The organism is Sulfitobacter sp. 1A12056, from assembly GCF_043558125.1.
GTDB lineage: Bacteria > Pseudomonadota > Alphaproteobacteria > Rhodobacterales > Rhodobacteraceae > Sulfitobacter > Sulfitobacter faviae.
Map to the genome: position 1 here is coordinate 82,520 of NZ_JBIFFY010000005.1, position 15,455 is coordinate 97,974.

The following is a 15,455-nucleotide window of genomic DNA, read 5'->3' on the forward strand; positions in this document are numbered from 1 at the left end:
GAAACGTTTAGCGCTCACCCTTGTTAAACGGCACCATAAGGGCAGCGGGTACCTGCGCCCGACGTGACATGACGACCAGTGCGAGGATCGACAGGATATAGGGCGCCATCAGGAAGATCTGGTAGGGAATATCCGCTCCGAGCGGCGTCTGCTGCACCCGGATTTGCAAGGCATCAAAGGCGGCGAACAACACCGCGCCCAGAAGCGTCTTGCCCGGTTTCCACGAGCCAAAGACCACCAGCGCGATGCAAATCCAGCCGCGCCCGTTGACCATCTCGAAGAAAAAAGAGTTGAAGGCGCTCATGGTCAGGAAGGCGCCGCCCACGGCCATCAGACCGCTGCCGACCATCACCGCGCCGATGCGGATGGCCGACACGCTGAGACCTTGCGCCTCGACCGCCGCCGGGTTCTCGCCCGCCGCGCGCAGGGCAAGGCCCATCGGGGTGCGGTAGAGCACCAGCGTCACGACCAGCACCAGCGCGAAGGCCAGATAGGTCAGCGGGGTCTGGTAAAAGAGCGCGGGACCGATCACCGGAATGTCGGACAGAAGCGGGATTTCCAAAGGGCGGAAAGCCTCGATCTTGGGCGGCGAGGTCACCTCGGGCAGCGCCAGACGGTAGCAATAGTAGGTGAGCGAGGTCGCCAAAAGCGTGATGCCGAGGCCGACGACATGCTGGCTGAGGCCGAAAGGCACCGTGAGCACGCCATGCACCAGCCCGAAGGCCATGCCCGAAAGCATCGCCACCGCGACGCCGAACCACAGGCCACCACCGAGGTAGACGGTGAGCCAGCCGGCGAAGGCGCCGACGACCATGATGCCTTCGATGCCGAGGTTCAGCACCCCTGCCCGCTCGCAGATCAACTCACCCAAGGCGGCAAAGATCAGCGGCGAGGCGATGCGGATGGCGGCGGTCCAGAAGCTCGCCTGAAGGAGAATGTCGAAAATATCCATCAGTCGCGCCTCACCCGGAATTTCGTGAGCATGATCGCCAGCACCATCGCCAGCAGGGCCAGCGCCAGCATGATGTCGGCGAGGTATGTCGGCACGCCCGCCGCGCGGCTCATGCTGTCGGCCCCGACGAAGATGCCCGCGACGAAAAGCGCCGCGACCACCACGCCCAGGGGGTTCAGCAGCGCCAACATGGCGACGATGATCCCGGTGTAGCCGAAGCCCGGCGAAATATCCAAGGTGAGGTTGCCCTTGAGCCCCGCCACCTCGGAAAAGCCCGCCAGCGCGGCGAGGCCACCCGACAGAAGCGCCGTCTTGATCAGCACGGCGTTCACCGGGATGCCCGCGAAACGCGCCGCCGCGGGGTTCAGCCCCACCGCGCGCATCTCGTAGCCCAGCGTGCTGCGGCGCTGGATCACCCAGACGACAAGCGCCGAGATCAGCGCGAGGCCGAAGCCCCAGTGCAGCCGCAGCCCCTCGGCGATGCGCGGCAAACGCGCCTCCCCGATCAGCCGGGCGGATTTGGGCCAGCCGAGGCCCATCGGGTCTTTCAGCGGGCCTTCGAGCAGCATGGAGACCCAGAGCAGCACGACGAAGTTTAAGAGCAACGTGGTGACGACTTCATCAACGCCGAAGCGGGTCTTGAGGAAGGTCGGCATCAGCAGCACCGCGGCCCCGGCGAGCATAGCGGCGAGGGCAATCGTCGGCAGCAGCGCGAAACTGGGCCATGCCAGCGCGCCGGTGCCCAGCACCACGGTGACCACCGCGCCCATGTAAAGCTGCGCTTCGGCCCCGATGTTCCACAGCTTCGCCCGGAAAGCGACGGCGACGGCGAGGCCGGTGAAGATCAATGGCGTGGCGCGGTTGAGCGTCTCCAGCAGGGCGAATTTCGAGCCGAAGGCACCCTTGATGATCAGGCCCAGCACCGAGAAGGGCTGCGCACCTGCGATCATCGCGAGCAGTGAAGCGACGACCACCGTGGCGAGCAGCGCCAGCGCGGGCAGGCCCAGCGAGCGGGTCCATGTGGGGTTGGCGACGGGTTCAAGCCGCATGGGAGGTCTCCTCGAATCCATCGCCCGCCATCCAGACGCCAAGCTCGGCGGGGGTGAGCGCGCCACGGGCGAAGGGGGGCGAGAGGCGGCCTTCGGAGATGACATGGATCACGTCCGACAGCGCCGTCACCTCGTCGAGGTCTTCGGAAATGAGCAGCACCGCCGCCCCCCGATCGCGGGCTGCGAGCAGTTGTTCGTGCACGTAAGTCAGCGCCCCGATGTCCAGGCCGCGCACGGGCTGGTTGGCCAGCACCACAGCGGGGGTGGTTTCCAACACGCGGCCAAGGATCAGCTTTTGCATGTTGCCGCCCGAGAGCAGGCGGATGCGGGTCTCGGGGCCGGGGCAGCGGACGTCGTAGCCTTTGATGATCTTGGTGGCGAAATCGCGGGCGGCGCGCCAGTTCATCCAGCCGTGACGGGAGAAACCGGGGCGGGAGTAAAGCTCAAGGACCGCGTTTTCGGTGAGGTCGAAATCGGCGATGGTGCCGGTCTTATGGCGGTCTTCGGGGATGCGGGCGATGCCCGCGCCGATGGCGGCATGGGGCGACCAGCCGCGCGGGGCGTCGCCTTTCACGTGAAACGTACCCGAGGCAGGACGGATCAGCCCGCCGATCAGGTCAGCAAGCGCCGTCTGTCCGTTGCCGGACACCCCGGCGAGGCCAGTGATCTGACCCGCGCGCAGTTCGAGATCGACATTCTTCAGCCCCGGCGCGCTGCCGACGTCGGGCGTCGAGACACCCTGAAGCGTCACCAGCGCGGCACCGGGATCGGCGCGGCGCACGACCGGCGCGGCGACCTCACTGCCCACCATCATCTGCGCCATGGCGGCGCGGTCGGTCTCGGCGGTCTTGGCCTCGGCCACCAGCTTGCCGTGACGCAGCACCACGACGCGGGAGGAGATCGCCATGACCTCGTGCAGCTTGTGGGAGATGAAAATGACCGAGAGACCAAGGGCGACGGCCTTGCGCATGGTGGCGAAGAGGTCTTCGGTTTCCTGCGGGGTCAGCACCGCCGTGGGTTCGTCGAGGATCAGGATACGCGCCTCGCGGTAGAGGGCTTTCAGGATCTCGACCCGCTGCCGCTCGCCCACGCTGAGGCTGCCGACCTGCGCATCGGGGTCCACGCGCAGCCCGTAGTCCTCCATCAATGCCACGATCTTCTGCCGCGCCTGCGCCCGGCCAAAGCCGGGTCGCCAGATCGAGCGGGTGCCGAGGACGATGTTTTCCAGAACGGACATATTGTCGGCGAGCGTGAAATGCTGGTGCACCATGCCGACGCCGGCGGCCAGCGCGGCGCGGGGGTTGCCGGCGGGGAGGCGCTCGCCGAACACTTCGACATTGCCCTCGTCAGGCGTGTAGTGGCCGAAGAGGATATTCATCAGCGTGGTCTTGCCCGCGCCGTTTTCGCCCAGCAGGGCAATGACTTCGCCCTGCCGCAGATCAAAGCTGATCGCGTCATTGGCGGTGAGTTTGCCAAATCGCTTGGTAATGCCATCAAGGCGCAGGACCACCTGCGCCTCGGGGTTTTGATCGGTCATTTAGTTGGACTTCGGCTCTTCGTCGTTGATCTCGACCGTGAAGGACCCGTCGCGGATCGCCTTCTCGCGCTCCTCGATGAGGTCCATCGCCTCCTGCGGAACCTTGCCCTCGAAGGTGCCCAGAGGGGCGAGCGAAGAGCCGCCCTCGGCCATGAAGGAATAGCGGCCGTAGTCGTCGGCTTTGAACTCGCCCGCCTTGACGGCGGCGATGGCGGCATCGAGCGTCGGCTCGAAATGCCACAGGGCGGAGGCGACGACGGTCTCGGGGTATTCGGCTTGCGTGTCGATCACGTTGCCGATTGCCAGCACGCCCTTCTCCTGCGCCGCGTCCGAGACGCCGAACCGCTCGGCATAGAGCACGTCGGCCCCCTGCTCGACCATGGCGAAGGCGGTTTCCTTGGCCTTGGGCGGGTCGAACCAGGAGCCGATGAAGCTGACCTGGAACTTGATGTCGGGGTTCATTTCCTGCGCACCGGCCATGAAGGCATGCATCAGGCGGTTCACTTCCGGGATCGGGAAGCCGCCGACCATGCCGATGTTGCCGCTCTCGGTCATCGACCCTGCTACGATGCCCGAGAGGTAGGCCGCGTCTTGAATGTAATTGTCGAAGACCGCGAAATTCGGCAGCGCAGCGTCCTGCTTGAAGCTGGAGCCCATGAGGAAGGCAACCTCGGGGTAATCGGCGGCGACCTCGCGGGCCTCGGCCTCGGCGCCGAAGACCTCGCCCACGATCAACTGGTTGCCGGCCTCGGCATATTCACGCAGCACGCGGGCGTAGTCGGTGTTGGAGACATTCTCGGTGAAAGTGTACTCGATGTCGCCCCGCGCCTGTGCGGCCTCGGCGGCCTTGTGAATGCGGCTGACCCATTGCTGTTCCACCGGCACGGTGTAGACCCCCGCCACCTTGATCGGCTCGGCGGCTAGCGCGCCCTGCGGCAAAAGGCTGGCACCCGCCAGCATGGCCGCCGTGCCCAATAGGAAGCGGCGTGTGAAATTGCGTTGTGTCATTTTTATCCCCCGTTGATTAGGCATTTTACCGTTTGATAAAATATTTTACCTGTCAAGCTTCTCCTGACCCTAGGTCAGCCCAAGCTTTTCCGAATAGGCGCCTTGTGCTGATTAATGTGGCAGTCAGCAGGCGAAGCGGTAAATAGGGTCGACCCCAAGGATCGGATTCTACGATGAGCCATGTATTGCACCGTAACCTGCGCGCCACGCAACCTGTGATCGTACGCGGAGAAGGAAATTTCCTTATTGATGACAAAGGGAAGCGCTATCTGGACGCCTGTGGCGGTGCGGCTGTATCAAGCCTTGGGCATGACAATGCCGCCGTGCGCGCCGCCGTCGCCGCGCAGATGGACAAGCTCGCCTTTGCCCATACCGGTCTTTTCACCAACGCCCCGGCGGAGGCTTTGGCCGACCATTTGATCGCCCGCGCACCTGAAGGCACCGGCGAGGGCCGTGTGATGTATCTGGGCAGCGGGTCCGAGGCGATGGAGGCGGCGCTGAAGCTCGCGCGGCAGTATCATTTGGAGCGCGGCGACACGGGCCGCGCCAAGATCATCGCGCGCAAGCCCAGCTATCACGGCAACACGCTCGGCGCGCTGGCGGTGGGCGGCCATGCCGGACGGCGGGCGCCATTTGCGCCGATGCTGATGGAGGTGGAACATATCGACGCCGCCTATGCCTACCGGCTGCAACGCGACGGCGAGAGCGCGGCGGATTTTGCGCGGCGGCTGGCGGATCAGTTGGAGGCGCGGATTGTCGAGCTGGGGCCGGAGACGGTGGCCGCCTTCGTGGCCGAGCCGGTGGTCGGCGCCTCGCTCGGCTCGCAGCCCGCGCCCGAGGGCTATTTCAAACATGTGCGCGAGATCTGCGATCGCCACGGCGTGCTCTTGATCGCCGATGAGGTGATGTGCGGCATGGGGCGCACCGGCAGCCTTTTCGCGCTGGAGCAGGAAGGCATTTGCGCCGACATCACCACGATGGCCAAGGGCCTCGGCGCGGGCTACCAGCCGATCGCGGCGGTGATGGCGCGGCAAAGCGTGATCGAGGCGATCATGGCGGGCAGCGGCAATCTGTGGAACGGGCACACCTATATGTCCCACGCGGTGGCCACGGCGGGCGCCTTGGCCGTTTTGCAAGAGGTCGAGAGCCGTGATCTGCTAAGCGCGGTGCGCATACGGGGGCAGCAGTTGGAAACCGCGCTGCGCGACCGCTTCGGGCAGCACGCCCATGTCGGCGACATCCGCGGGCGGGGGCTGTTCTGGTCCATCGAACTGGTGGCCGAGCGCGACAGCAAGACGCCCTTTGACGTCAGCCGCAACCTTGCGGGCAAGATCCAGCGCGCGGCGATGGAGGCGGGGATGATCTGCTACCCTTCGCAGGGCTGCGCCGATGGCACGGCGGGGGATCACGTTCTGCTGGCCCCGGCCTTCACCTCCCCGCCCGAGGAAATCGAGATGACGGTCGAGATGCTGGGCACCGCGGTCGACGGGGTGATCGCGGAGGGCTGAGCCCCCCGCCTGCCCATTACCGGCCTTTGATCTGGATCGAGAAGTTGCGCCGCGCCCCGGCGGGCGGGCGCGGGAAAGGGGCGGCCTTGCGGATGATGCCAAGCGCCGCCTGATCCAGCGCCGCCGACCCTGAGCTGCGGGCCACGCGAACCCCTGCCAACTGCCCGCCCCCACCGATCGAGAAGGCGATGACAGCCGTCCCGCGGGAACGGACGCGCGGCTTGCCGACGCGGGCGATGCGGCTCATCACCTTGCCGGGATAGTTGCTGGCCGCCGCATTGCCCGCAGGCGCTGCGGCCCGCTGGCGGCTGCCCGATTGTGCGGCATTGCCCGCGCGGCTGGCCGTCTGCGCACCCTTGGTGTTGTTGCGCTTTGCATTGCCGCGCGTGGTCTGTTTGGGCTTGGGTTTCGGCTGTGGCTTGGGCTTGGCCTTCTTGGCGGCCTCGGCGGCGCGTTCGGGGTCGCGGCGCTGCGGGCGCTGCGACAGGCGCGGCGCGTCATCCTCGGCCTCAGCGGTGAGGGTTTCGACCGGCGGCACCGGGGCGGCAGCCGTAATGGTTGGCGTGGCCTCAGTCGTCTCGGGCGGGGTTTCGACCGGGGTCAGGGCGGGCAAGACCGGCGTCTCTGTCGGCGCGGCGGCGGGCGGGGCCACGGGCATCGGCTCGGCCTCAACCGTCTGCACCGGCTCTGCGACGGGCGTGGGGGTGAGCGTGGGCTCGGGCGCGGGGGTCGGCGGCAGGGCCTCTGCGGTCTCCACCGGTTCGGGTTCGGGGGTTGGGGTGATCTCTTCCACCGGTTCGGCATCCAATGTGCCGACCGCCATATCCTCGAACCGCGTGCCAAGCTGGGCCGCGGCGGGCGCGCCGCCGCCTGCGATCTTGGCGCTGTCGTCGATTTGGGCAAGCTGCGACACGCCTACGACGAGGCTGGCGGCAACGCCGATGGACAGGGTTTTGACGAGACCGGAACGGGGGATCATTGCAGCGCCCTTTCGGTGACAAGCATGACGCGCGCGGCCCCTGCCCCGCGCAGTTCGCGGGTCAGTTCGACAAGGCGACGGGCGGGCAGCGCGCGGTCGGGGAGAAGCCGCACGGTGTCGCGCTCCTCTTCGGGCAGCGCGTCGATGAAATCGGCCACGCTGGCGCGATCTTGGCCTGCGTAGGTCATGCGGCCATCGGCATGGACCACCAGCGCATTGGGCGGGGCGCGCCCCTCAAGCTCGCGGGTTTCGACAAGGTTGAGATCGGAATCGAGCGGCTGCGACAGGGTGCCTGCGACCATGAAGAAGACCAGCATCAGAAAGACGATGTTGATCAGCGCGATGGTCGGTTCGCGTTGCGGTTTGGCCTTGGCGATGGGTCGCATGGTCAGCCCTCCAGAACCGAGACGCTGAGCCCCGGTAGGGCGCGCAGCGCGATGAGCAGATCGGCCAGCGCCTGCGCCTCAACCTCGGCCCCGAGCGAGACCAGAAGCGGCGTGCCCTCTTCGGCTTCGGCCAAGGGGCTGGCGGTCAGCGCCTCAAGCGCCAGCGCATCGCCGTTGAGGCGCAGCCCCTCGGTGGTCAGTTGCAGGAAATAGGGTTTCGCCCCCGTCTCGGCCCCTGCCCCGGATGTCGCTGCGGCCAATTCGATCTCGGCAAATTTTGAGAAGGTCGAGGTCAGCATGAAGAACAACAACAGCAGAAAGATCACGTCGATCAGGGAGGTCATGGAGAGGCGGTTGCGCCGCCGGCGTGGCCTAGCCATGGGCTGGCCGGGGCGCGGCGGCGGCAAAGGGGGTGGCGGCGGGCGCAGCGGCAGGGGCCGCGTTCTGGCCCGGATGCAGCACGGTGAGGATCGCCTTGTCGGCGATGACGCGCTCGTTCTCCATGCGTTGCTCAAGCCAGCTGAGCACCAGCGCGGTCGGCATGGCCACGACAAGCCCCACGGCAGTGGTCAGAAGCGCCACCCAGATGCCACCGGCGAGGATCGACGGGTCCACTTGAGAGCCCGCATCCTGCAAGGCGCGGAAGGCTTCGATCATGCCCAGAACCGTGCCGAAGAGACCCAAGAGCGGGGCAAGCTGCGCCACGGAATCAAGGAGGCGGAAGCCGCGCTCTAGCTTGGCAAAACGCATCTCGGCCTCGGCCTGCAAGCGAGAGGCACCCGCCTCAGGCGCGGACATGGCCAATTCGATCACCGGGGCGAGGTAGCTTTTCGACCGGCCCAGCGCCGCGCGGGCGGCGGCGGCATCGCCACGCTCCCATGCGTTGACCGCTTCGGACAGCGCCCGGTGGCGGCCCACGGCGGCGGCGCGGAACTGCCATGTCTTATAAAGCGCGACCGCAAGGGTCAGCACGGCCACGGCCATCAGGATCACCACCACCGGGCCACCGGTTTCGGCAATGCCCCGCAGCGGGGTCAGCAGCGCGTCAAGTTGATCCATCAGCCCAGCACCTCGATCTCGGTCCGGGTTGCCGGGGCCAGCGCGCTTTCGCAGGTACCCGCCTCGATCCCCGCGCCGTCACAGCTTTGCGCGCCATTAAAGAGGATGCGGCCAAGGTTCTCGCAGGTGGTCTGCGGCACCACGAATTGGCGCACGCGCGGGCGGCCAACGGGCAGTTCGCCGAAATCGAAAAGCGTCAGCCGGTTCACGGTGCCTTCGCGGTCGAACAGCACGGTTTCATAGACCGCCTTGTCGAGCGGGGCGGAAAGCTCGTTGGTGATGAGGAAGGTCAGCTTGCAATTGGCCTCCGTGGTGTCGGCGGCGTTCAGTTCGACCTTGAGCTCGGGCGAGGCGCTGGCCGGGGTCGCGGCGGGCGTCTCGGCGGCGGCGCCTTGGGCGATGGTCAGGGACAGGGCCGCGAGGAACGCGGAACGAAAATGCGGCATGGGGGTGGCTCCCGATGGGTTTGTCTTTGATCACGGCGCAGGTCTGGGGCGCCTGCCACAGCGGGGCAGAATCGTCGCAGCACCTCTTGCGCCAAGCGGAATTTCTGTCTGCTGCCTAGCAAAACCGGGCGGCGGTGACAATCCTGACTTTAATACTCAGATTATATCTGCGCAGCGCGGCCCGTTCTGCCAAGCGGGGAACAGTTGCGCCGGGTTGGGGTTGGGCCGCTGAAACCACCACGCGCGGGCGACTGCATCCGCGCAGAGAAGGAGGCCAGAATGACCGACGACAGCCAAAAGATCGCGACCATCGACCCTGCCCATAACGTGGCTCTGTTCACGCCGGACGCAAAAGCGCTGGAGCAGGCGGCCTCGGCCGGGATGAAAACGGTGGTGAACTTCCGTGCCTCGGATGAGAAAGGCGGCCTCTCCCCCGATGCAGAGCGGCTGGTGGCCGAGAAGCTGGGGTTGAACTACCTGCACCATCCGGTGACACCAGACACCCTTGGCCCCGAGACGGTGGATGAATTCCGCAAGTCACTGGACGACCTGCCCCAGCCGGTGTTTTTGCACTGCGCTTCGGGCAAACGTGCGGGGGCGATGACCCTGATGGCCCTTGCGGCGGATAAGGGTTGGGACGGTGACACGGCCCTGCAGGAGGGCAAGGCCCGCGGCATCGACCTGACTGAAGAGAAGATCGGTCAGTTGGTTAAATCCTACGCAGATAGCAAAGCGTAAGAGAAGCGCCCGGCTTTGCCGGGCGTTTTACTTTTGCGCGCAGTAGAGGCCATGCAGCGTTTCCAGAACGGCCACGGCCTCCTGCCCCTTGACGCGGTAAAAGATCGTCTGCCCCGCCCGGCGGCTGTCGACCAGACCGGCGTCTTTCAACTTTTTCAACTGCTGCGACATGGTGGATTGCGACAGACCGCAGGCCCGCGCCAAATCCCCGACCGAGCGTTCCCCACCGATCAGACGGCACAGGATCTGCAACCGCGCCTCTGACGCAAGCATCGTCATGAGCGCCGCAGCCCCGGCGATATCGCCATCCAGAAAGTCGTCCGTGTTTTTCATATTAGCATCATTGAATATTATGAGAGCGTAATATATACTGGTTTCCAGTCTGACACAAGCCAGCCGCTTGGCCGGCCGTAAGGAGTTGAGAGATGGAAACCGAATTCACACCATGGCTGTCGCTGGGCGGCGGCGCGATGATCGGGGCCTCGGCGGTGCTGTTGATGGCCACGAACGGCCGCATCGCGGGGATCAGCGGGCTGACCTCTCGGCTCTTCGCGCGTGACAGCGACGGCGAAGCGCGGGGTGTCTCGTTCTTCTTTGTGTTGGGTCTTTTGTTGGCTGCCCCGCTTTGGTTGCTCGTGTCGGGTGGCTGGCCGCAGCAATGGGTGCCTTCGAACCCCGTCCTGATGGCCGTGGCCGGGCTGCTCGTCGGCTTTGGCGCGACCTATGGCAATGGCTGCACCTCGGGCCACGGGGTCTGCGGGATCAGCCGTGGCTCGGCGCGGTCGATCGTGGCGACGGTGACCTTCATGGCGACGGCATTCGTGACCGTCTTTGTCATGCGCCATGTGATCGGAGGGTGACATGAAACAGCTTTTTGCTCTCCTCTCCGGCCTTCTGTTCGGCATAGGCCTGATCGTTTCCGGCATGGCCGACCCGGCCAAAGTGCTGAACTTCCTCGACGTTTTCGGCACATGGGATCCCAGCCTTGCCTTTGTCATGGGCGGCGCCATCGCGGTGACGGCACCGGGGTTCGCATGGCTGTTCCACAGCCGTCAGACCCCCTATTTCGACTATAAATTCCGCCTTCCCACCCGCAACGATCTTGAGCCGAAACTGCTGACCGGCGCCGCGATTTTCGGCATCGGCTGGGGCTTGGGCGGCTTTTGCCCCGGCCCGGCATTGACCGCCCTGCCCATCGCGGCCAGCGGCACCTTGATCTTTGTCCCCTTCATGCTGGTCGGCATGTGGATTGCCCGGCACAGCCCTGATTTGACCTCTATAACCAAGAAAGGACCAGCCTGATGAGCGACCCTCTCAATTCACCCGTCGTGCGCCACTCCCCTTCGACCGGAGCTGGCAGCCCCGATGTCTGGGGCATCTATGAACCCGACACCGGCTCGATCCAGTACATCTGCGCCGATCCGGCGACGAAGAAGGCCGCGCTGATCGACGTGGTGTGGAACTTCGACCCGAAGAACTACAAGTTCACCACCGAAAGCATGGATCAGGTGCTTGATCTGGTGAAGGAAAATGGCCTTAACGTGGAATGGGTGCTGGATACCCACCCCCATGCGGATCACGTCATGGCCTCGGCCCAGTTGAAAGAGCGCACGGGCGCGCCCAATGCCATCGGCGCACTGGTGCCCGAGATCGCCAAGATTTGGGCCGATCTTTACAACATGCCCGATGCCTTTGACCCGGACCGCGATTTTGACCACCTGTTTCAGGAGGGCGAGACCTTCAAGATTGGCGACCTTGACGCCAAGGTGATGCTGTCGCCCGGGCATACGCTGGGGTCGATCACCTATGTCTGTGGCGATGCGGCTTTTGTGCATGACACGCTGATGCAGCCCGATGCCGGCACCTCGCGCTCGGATTTCCCCGGCGGCACGACGGAAGAACTGTGGGAGTCGATCCAAGACATCCTCGCCCTGCCCGGCGACACACGGCTTTACATCGGCCATGACTACGGCACCGATGAGCGCAATGAACCGCAGTGGGAGGCCACGGTGGACGAGCACCGCGCCCATAACATCCACGTCAAGGATGGCACCAAGCGCGAGGACTACATCGAGCGCCGTCAGAAGCGGGACGCGACCCTGTCGCTGCCCAACCGCATCCTTGCTGCCTTGCAGATCAACCTGCGCGGCGGGCGGCTGCCTCCGGCGGAGGGTGACGGCCATCACTACCTGAAACTGCCCGTGAACCGTTTCGACTGAGCCAACCGGGTGGCCCCTCGGGGCCGCCCCTATCTGACGGATCGCCGCCCATGCCTCTCCCTTCGCTTTCGCACTACCTGCCGATCCTCGACTGGGGACGGCGCTATGACCGCGGCCAGTTCACCGGGGATATGATCGCGGCGGTAATCGTGACGATCATGCTGATCCCGCAATCGCTGGCCTATGCTCTACTGGCGGGCATGCCGCCCGAAGCCGGCATCTATGCCTCCATCGCGCCCATCGTGCTCTACGCCATCTTTGGCACCAGCCGCGCGCTGGCGGTGGGGCCGGTGGCCGTGGTCTCGCTGATGACGGCGGCGGCGGTGGGCGAGATCGCGCAGAGCGGCACGGCGGGCTATGTCACGGCGGCGCTGACGCTGGCCTTTCTGTCGGGTGCCATGCTGCTGGCGCTTGGGCTGTTTCGGCTGGGGTTTTTGGCGAATTTCCTCTCGCATCCGGTGATCGCGGGCTTCATCACCGCCTCCGGCATCCTGATCGCTGCCAGCCAGTTGCGGCATATTCTGGGGATCGAGGCCGAAGGGCATACCCTGCCGCAAATCCTGTCCAGCCTCTGGGCGCATCTGGGGGAGGTCAATGTCATCACCCTCGGGCTGGGGCTGGCCGCCACGGCCTTCCTGTTCTGGGTGCGCGGCGGGTTGAAACCGCTGCTGCGGCGCATGGGGCTGGGGCCGCGGATGGCGGATATCGGGGCCAAAACCGGGCCGGTGCTGGCGATCTTGGCCACGACGCTGGCGGTCTGGGGCTTCGATCTGGGTGCGCGGGGTGTTGCGATCGTGGGGGAAGTGCCGCAGAGCCTTCCGCCACTCAACCTGCCCTCCTTTTCCCCCGAGCTCTTGTCACAGCTTTTCGTCCCGGCGCTGCTGATCTCGGTCATCGGCTTTGTCGAGAGCATCAGCGTGGCGCAGACCTTGGCCGCAAAGAAACGCCAGCGGATCGACCCGGATCAGGAGCTGATCGGTCTCGGCAGCGCCAACCTTGGCGCGGCCTTTACCGGGGGCTTTCCGGTCACCGGGGGGTTCTCGCGTTCGGTGGTGAACTTCGACGCGGGCGCCGAGACCCCCGCCGCCGGAGCCTTCACCGCCGCCGGACTGGCGCTGGCGGCGCTGTTCCTGACGCCGCTGATCTACTTCCTTCCCAAGGCCACGCTGGCCGCCACGATCATCGTCGCGGTGCTGAGCCTCGTCGACTTCTCCATCCTGAAGCGCGCATGGGCCTTCAGCCACGCCGATTTCGCCGCCGTCAGCGTGACGATCCTGCTGACGCTGATCTTCGGCGTCGAGGCCGGGGTGAGCGCGGGCGTCGTGACTTCGATCCTCGTGCATCTTTACAAGACCTCCCGCCCGCATATGGCCGTGGTGGGCCGGGTGCCGGGGACCGAGCATTTCCGCAACGTGCTGCGCCACGAGGTCGAGACCCAGTCCCATGTGCTGAGCCTGCGGGTGGACGAGAGCCTCTATTTCCCCAACGCGCGGTTCTTGGAGGATCAATTGGCTCAATATGCCGCCGACAAGCCTGACCTGACGGATGTGGTGCTGATGTTCCCGGCGGTGAATGAGATTGACCTCTCGGCGCTGGAATCGCTCGAGGCGATCAACACCCGGCTGAAGGACGCCGACATCCGCCTGCACTTGAGCGAGGTGAAAGGCCCGGTGATGGATCGGCTGAAGCGGAGCCATTTCCTTGACGAGCTGACCGGGGAGGTCTTTCTCAGCCAGCATGAGGCGGCCTGTGCGCTGGCAAACACCCCCGGTGACGCCGCAGGGTAAATATTCGGGAACCGCGCCGCCCGCTGCGCGTTTGCCTGCCATGAATAAGACATTTGCCCACGCCGCCGCCCTTTCCGCCAGTATTTTCGCCACAGCCGCCACTGCCGAAGAGGTGGGCAAGGTGGATGTGGATTGGCTGGGCAATGACATCATTGTCGAAGCCGTGGCCGACCCCAAGGTGAAGGGCGTGACCTGCCATCTGGCCTTTTTCGAACGCGGGCTGATCGACCGGCTGCAAAAGGGCAATTGGTTCGAAGACCCGTCGAACTCTTCGATCTCCTGCCGCCAGACCGGCCCGATTGAGATCGGTGATATCGACCGTGGCGACGAAGGCGAAAACGTCTTTAGCGAGCGCCGCTCGATCATCTTCAAGACCTTGAAGGTGAAGCGTATTTTCGACGAGGCGAACAATACGCTGATCTACATCAGCCACAGCCAGCGGGTGCAAGACGGCTCGGCCAAGACATCGATGTCGACGGTGCCCCTGTACCAGCCCGGTCAGTAGCCGAAAGCCGAGGATCGCTTAGGCAAAGCCTTGCCATTGGGGCGATCCCGCCTTGTCGGGCGACCTGCCTGCGATATGCTGCGCAAAAGGCAACAACGCAGCAACAGGCAGGTTTTATGAGACATTCACGCAGAACATTCGCATTCGGCCTTGCCGCATTGGGGCTGACCTCGGCCTGTTCGACCGGGGGCGGCACGCTTGGCCCCGCGGCGGCGGCGGGGGTGCCGGACGATCTGCGCCCTGTGCCCAACGCGGGCTATGACGCATGGGTCGCGGCGTTCAAAAGCCGCGCCTCGGCACAGGGGATTTCGGCCAGCACCTTGGCCCAAGGGTTTCGCGGCGCAGGCTATCTGCCCGGCGTGGTCAAACGCGACCGCAATCAGACGGAATTCAGCCGCAGCTTGGAAGATTACCTGTCGATCGCCGCCTCGGACGAGCGGGTGTCGAAGGGGCGCGCAGCCTTTGCCCGCCACCGCAGCACATTGAACGCGATTGAGAGCCGCTACGGCGTGGCGGCAGAGATCGTCGCGGCGGTCTGGGGGCTGGAGAGCTTCTTTGGCGAACGGCGTGGCAATGTGCCGGTGGTATCGGCCACCTCGACATTGGCCTATGATGGGCGGCGCGGGGCGTTCTTTGAAAAGCAGTTGATCGCGGCGCTGAAGATCCTGCAAAATGGTGACATCACTGCCGACCGGCTGACCGGGTCTTGGGCCGGGGCCATGGGGCATACGCAGTTCATTCCCACATCCTATCAAGCCTTCGCGGTGGATTTCACCGGCGACGGGCGGCGCGACATTTGGTCGGAAGACCCCAGCGACGCGCTGGCCTCGACCGCCGCATATCTGTCGCGCAACGGCTGGACGCGGGGGCTGAAATGGGGCGGTGAGTTAGGCAGCCTCCCCGCCAGCGCGGGGTCGGTGATCCAGCCGCAGGCGGGCGGGCCGCAGTTCGTGGTGACCAGCAACTTCCGCGCGTTGAAACGCTACAACAACTCCGACAGCTATGCGATTGGCGTGGGCCATCTGGCGGATCGGATCGCGGGCGGCGGGCCGCTGCGCGGCAGCTTCCCGCCCGATGCCAATGGGCTGACCAAGGACGATCGGATCGCGTTGCAGCAACGACTGACCGCGCGGGGGTTCGATACCGATGGCGCGGATGGGGTGATCGGGCCGAACAGCCGCAAGGCGATCAGCGCCTATCAGGCCAGCGTCGGCCTGCCCGCGACGGGTGAGCCTTCGGTCGAGTTGCTGCGCCGGTTGCAGTAGGCGACGTAGGTCGGCCT

18 protein-coding genes are annotated in these 15,455 nt (G+C 65.4%); 8 read left to right on the forward strand and 10 right to left on the reverse strand.

Going from position 1 to position 15,455, the window contains the following annotated elements; translation table 11 throughout:
• Positions 1-7 precede the first annotated feature (7 nt).
• The 4 genes from ACGYLD_RS11370 to ACGYLD_RS11385 are packed head-to-tail and all read right to left on the reverse strand — an operon-like array spanning position 8 to position 4,546.
• Positions 8-952 (reverse strand): ABC transporter permease, encoded by a 945-nt coding sequence (locus ACGYLD_RS11370; protein WP_271692007.1) that lies wholly within the window; start codon positions 950-952, stop codon positions 8-10.
• The gene (locus ACGYLD_RS11375; RefSeq protein WP_394402606.1) at positions 952-2,001 is read right to left on the reverse strand and encodes an ABC transporter permease; all 1,050 of its coding nucleotides are present in this window, start codon (positions 1,999-2,001) and stop codon (positions 952-954) included. The genes ACGYLD_RS11370 and ACGYLD_RS11375 overlap by 1 nt, the downstream gene beginning before the upstream one ends.
• On the reverse strand, positions 1,991-3,538 hold the full coding sequence (locus ACGYLD_RS11380) for an ABC transporter ATP-binding protein (RefSeq protein WP_271692010.1): 1,548 nt from the start codon (positions 3,536-3,538) through the stop codon (positions 1,991-1,993). Before ACGYLD_RS11380 ends, ACGYLD_RS11375 begins: the two co-directional genes overlap by 11 nt.
• The gene (locus ACGYLD_RS11385; protein ID WP_271692011.1) at positions 3,539-4,546 is read right to left on the reverse strand and encodes a BMP family protein; all 1,008 of its coding nucleotides are present in this window, start codon (positions 4,544-4,546) and stop codon (positions 3,539-3,541) included. It lies immediately after the preceding gene.
• Between the two features lie 173 nt (positions 4,547-4,719).
• Here ACGYLD_RS11385 and ACGYLD_RS11390 point away from each other — a divergent pair, with 173 nt between their 5' ends.
• The gene (locus tag ACGYLD_RS11390) at positions 4,720-6,054 is read left to right on the forward strand and encodes an aspartate aminotransferase family protein (protein ID WP_271692012.1); all 1,335 of its coding nucleotides are present in this window, start codon (positions 4,720-4,722) and stop codon (positions 6,052-6,054) included.
• A 16-nt stretch (positions 6,055-6,070) separates the two neighbouring features.
• On the opposite strand, the gene ACGYLD_RS11395 is transcribed toward ACGYLD_RS11390, so the two are convergent.
• Genes ACGYLD_RS11395 through ACGYLD_RS11415 form a run of 5 tightly spaced genes read right to left on the reverse strand, consistent with a single transcriptional unit; the run spans position 6,071 to position 8,924 of the window.
• A complete protein-coding gene (locus tag ACGYLD_RS11395; RefSeq protein WP_271692014.1) occupies positions 6,071-7,033 on the reverse strand; it encodes a TonB family protein in 963 nt (320 codons plus the stop codon).
• Entirely contained in the window at positions 7,030-7,419 is a 390-nt protein-coding gene (locus ACGYLD_RS11400; RefSeq protein ID WP_271692015.1) for a biopolymer transporter ExbD, read from the reverse strand. Before ACGYLD_RS11400 ends, ACGYLD_RS11395 begins: the two co-directional genes overlap by 4 nt.
• 2 nt (positions 7,420-7,421) lie before the next feature.
• The gene (locus tag ACGYLD_RS11405) at positions 7,422-7,799 is read right to left on the reverse strand and encodes a biopolymer transporter ExbD (protein WP_082852071.1); all 378 of its coding nucleotides are present in this window, start codon (positions 7,797-7,799) and stop codon (positions 7,422-7,424) included.
• The gene (locus ACGYLD_RS11410; protein ID WP_067264877.1) at positions 7,792-8,478 is read right to left on the reverse strand and encodes a MotA/TolQ/ExbB proton channel family protein; all 687 of its coding nucleotides are present in this window, start codon (positions 8,476-8,478) and stop codon (positions 7,792-7,794) included. Before ACGYLD_RS11410 ends, ACGYLD_RS11405 begins: the two co-directional genes overlap by 8 nt.
• Complete coding sequence (locus ACGYLD_RS11415; RefSeq protein WP_271692016.1) at positions 8,478-8,924, reverse strand: hypothetical protein; 447 nt, start codon at positions 8,922-8,924, stop codon at positions 8,478-8,480. The genes ACGYLD_RS11410 and ACGYLD_RS11415 overlap by 1 nt, the downstream gene beginning before the upstream one ends.
• A 279-nt stretch (positions 8,925-9,203) precedes the next feature.
• Here ACGYLD_RS11415 and ACGYLD_RS11420 point away from each other — a divergent pair, with 279 nt between their 5' ends.
• Complete coding sequence (locus ACGYLD_RS11420) at positions 9,204-9,662, forward strand: beta-lactamase hydrolase domain-containing protein (RefSeq protein WP_271692017.1); 459 nt, start codon at positions 9,204-9,206, stop codon at positions 9,660-9,662.
• 27 nt (positions 9,663-9,689) lie between these two features.
• Here the strand turns inward: ACGYLD_RS11420 and ACGYLD_RS11425 are convergent, their stop codons facing one another.
• Entirely contained in the window at positions 9,690-9,995 is a 306-nt protein-coding gene (locus ACGYLD_RS11425) for a helix-turn-helix transcriptional regulator (protein ID WP_271692018.1), read from the reverse strand.
• A 92-nt stretch (positions 9,996-10,087) separates the two neighbouring features.
• On the opposite strand from ACGYLD_RS11425, the gene ACGYLD_RS11430 reads away from it, so the two are divergent.
• The 6 genes from ACGYLD_RS11430 (at position 10,088) to ACGYLD_RS11455 (ending at position 15,438) form a co-directional block, all read left to right on the forward strand.
• Positions 10,088-10,522 (forward strand): YeeE/YedE family protein, encoded by a 435-nt coding sequence (locus ACGYLD_RS11430; protein WP_271692019.1) that lies wholly within the window; start codon positions 10,088-10,090, stop codon positions 10,520-10,522.
• Between the two features lies 1 nt (position 10,523).
• On the forward strand, positions 10,524-10,964 hold the full coding sequence (locus tag ACGYLD_RS11435) for a DUF6691 family protein (protein ID WP_271692020.1): 441 nt from the start codon (positions 10,524-10,526) through the stop codon (positions 10,962-10,964).
• Positions 10,964-11,881, forward strand: a complete 918-nt coding sequence (locus tag ACGYLD_RS11440; RefSeq protein ID WP_271692021.1) for an MBL fold metallo-hydrolase — start codon at positions 10,964-10,966, stop codon at positions 11,879-11,881. Before ACGYLD_RS11435 ends, ACGYLD_RS11440 begins: the two co-directional genes overlap by 1 nt.
• Positions 11,882-11,931: 50 nt before the next feature.
• Complete coding sequence (locus tag ACGYLD_RS11445; RefSeq protein WP_271692022.1) at positions 11,932-13,668, forward strand: SulP family inorganic anion transporter; 1,737 nt, start codon at positions 11,932-11,934, stop codon at positions 13,666-13,668.
• A gap of 40 nt (positions 13,669-13,708) precedes the next feature.
• Positions 13,709-14,173 carry a CreA family protein gene (locus ACGYLD_RS11450; RefSeq protein ID WP_271692023.1) on the forward strand — a complete coding sequence of 155 codons (465 nt, stop codon included), beginning with the start codon at positions 13,709-13,711 and terminating at the stop codon, positions 14,171-14,173.
• Positions 14,174-14,289: 116 nt separating this feature from the next.
• Positions 14,290-15,438: a lytic murein transglycosylase gene (locus ACGYLD_RS11455; RefSeq protein ID WP_271692024.1), complete on the forward strand. Its 1,149-nt coding sequence runs from the start codon at positions 14,290-14,292 to the stop codon at positions 15,436-15,438.
• The last annotated feature ends 17 nt before the right edge of the window (positions 15,439-15,455 follow it).

Bases quoted from the DNA above. Each gene is read 5' to 3' on its own strand.
- ACGYLD_RS11370 (WP_271692007.1), bottom strand. From the start codon at position 952: ATGGATATTTTCGACATTCTCCTTCAGGCGAGCTTCTGGACCGCCGCC.
- ACGYLD_RS11375 (WP_394402606.1), bottom strand. From the start codon at position 2,001: ATGCGGCTTGAACCCGTCGCCAACCCCACATGGACCCGCTCGCTGGGC.
- ACGYLD_RS11380 (WP_271692010.1), bottom strand. From the start codon at position 3,538: ATGACCGATCAAAACCCCGAGGCGCAGGTGGTCCTGCGCCTTGATGGC.
- ACGYLD_RS11385 (WP_271692011.1), bottom strand. From the start codon at position 4,546: ATGACACAACGCAATTTCACACGCCGCTTCCTATTGGGCACGGCGGCC.
- ACGYLD_RS11390 (WP_271692012.1), top strand. From the start codon at position 4,720: ATGAGCCATGTATTGCACCGTAACCTGCGCGCCACGCAACCTGTGATC.
- ACGYLD_RS11395 (WP_271692014.1), bottom strand. From the start codon at position 7,033: ATGATCCCCCGTTCCGGTCTCGTCAAAACCCTGTCCATCGGCGTTGCC.
- ACGYLD_RS11400 (WP_271692015.1), bottom strand. From the start codon at position 7,419: ATGCGACCCATCGCCAAGGCCAAACCGCAACGCGAACCGACCATCGCG.
- ACGYLD_RS11405 (WP_082852071.1), bottom strand. From the start codon at position 7,799: ATGGCTAGGCCACGCCGGCGGCGCAACCGCCTCTCCATGACCTCCCTG.
- ACGYLD_RS11410 (WP_067264877.1), bottom strand. From the start codon at position 8,478: ATGGATCAACTTGACGCGCTGCTGACCCCGCTGCGGGGCATTGCCGAA.
- ACGYLD_RS11415 (WP_271692016.1), bottom strand. From the start codon at position 8,924: ATGCCGCATTTTCGTTCCGCGTTCCTCGCGGCCCTGTCCCTGACCATC.
- ACGYLD_RS11420 (WP_271692017.1), top strand. From the start codon at position 9,204: ATGACCGACGACAGCCAAAAGATCGCGACCATCGACCCTGCCCATAAC.
- ACGYLD_RS11425 (WP_271692018.1), bottom strand. From the start codon at position 9,995: ATGAAAAACACGGACGACTTTCTGGATGGCGATATCGCCGGGGCTGCG.
- ACGYLD_RS11430 (WP_271692019.1), top strand. From the start codon at position 10,088: ATGGAAACCGAATTCACACCATGGCTGTCGCTGGGCGGCGGCGCGATG.
- ACGYLD_RS11435 (WP_271692020.1), top strand. From the start codon at position 10,524: ATGAAACAGCTTTTTGCTCTCCTCTCCGGCCTTCTGTTCGGCATAGGC.
- ACGYLD_RS11440 (WP_271692021.1), top strand. From the start codon at position 10,964: ATGAGCGACCCTCTCAATTCACCCGTCGTGCGCCACTCCCCTTCGACC.
- ACGYLD_RS11445 (WP_271692022.1), top strand. From the start codon at position 11,932: ATGCCTCTCCCTTCGCTTTCGCACTACCTGCCGATCCTCGACTGGGGA.
- ACGYLD_RS11450 (WP_271692023.1), top strand. From the start codon at position 13,709: ATGAATAAGACATTTGCCCACGCCGCCGCCCTTTCCGCCAGTATTTTC.
- ACGYLD_RS11455 (WP_271692024.1), top strand. From the start codon at position 14,290: ATGAGACATTCACGCAGAACATTCGCATTCGGCCTTGCCGCATTGGGG.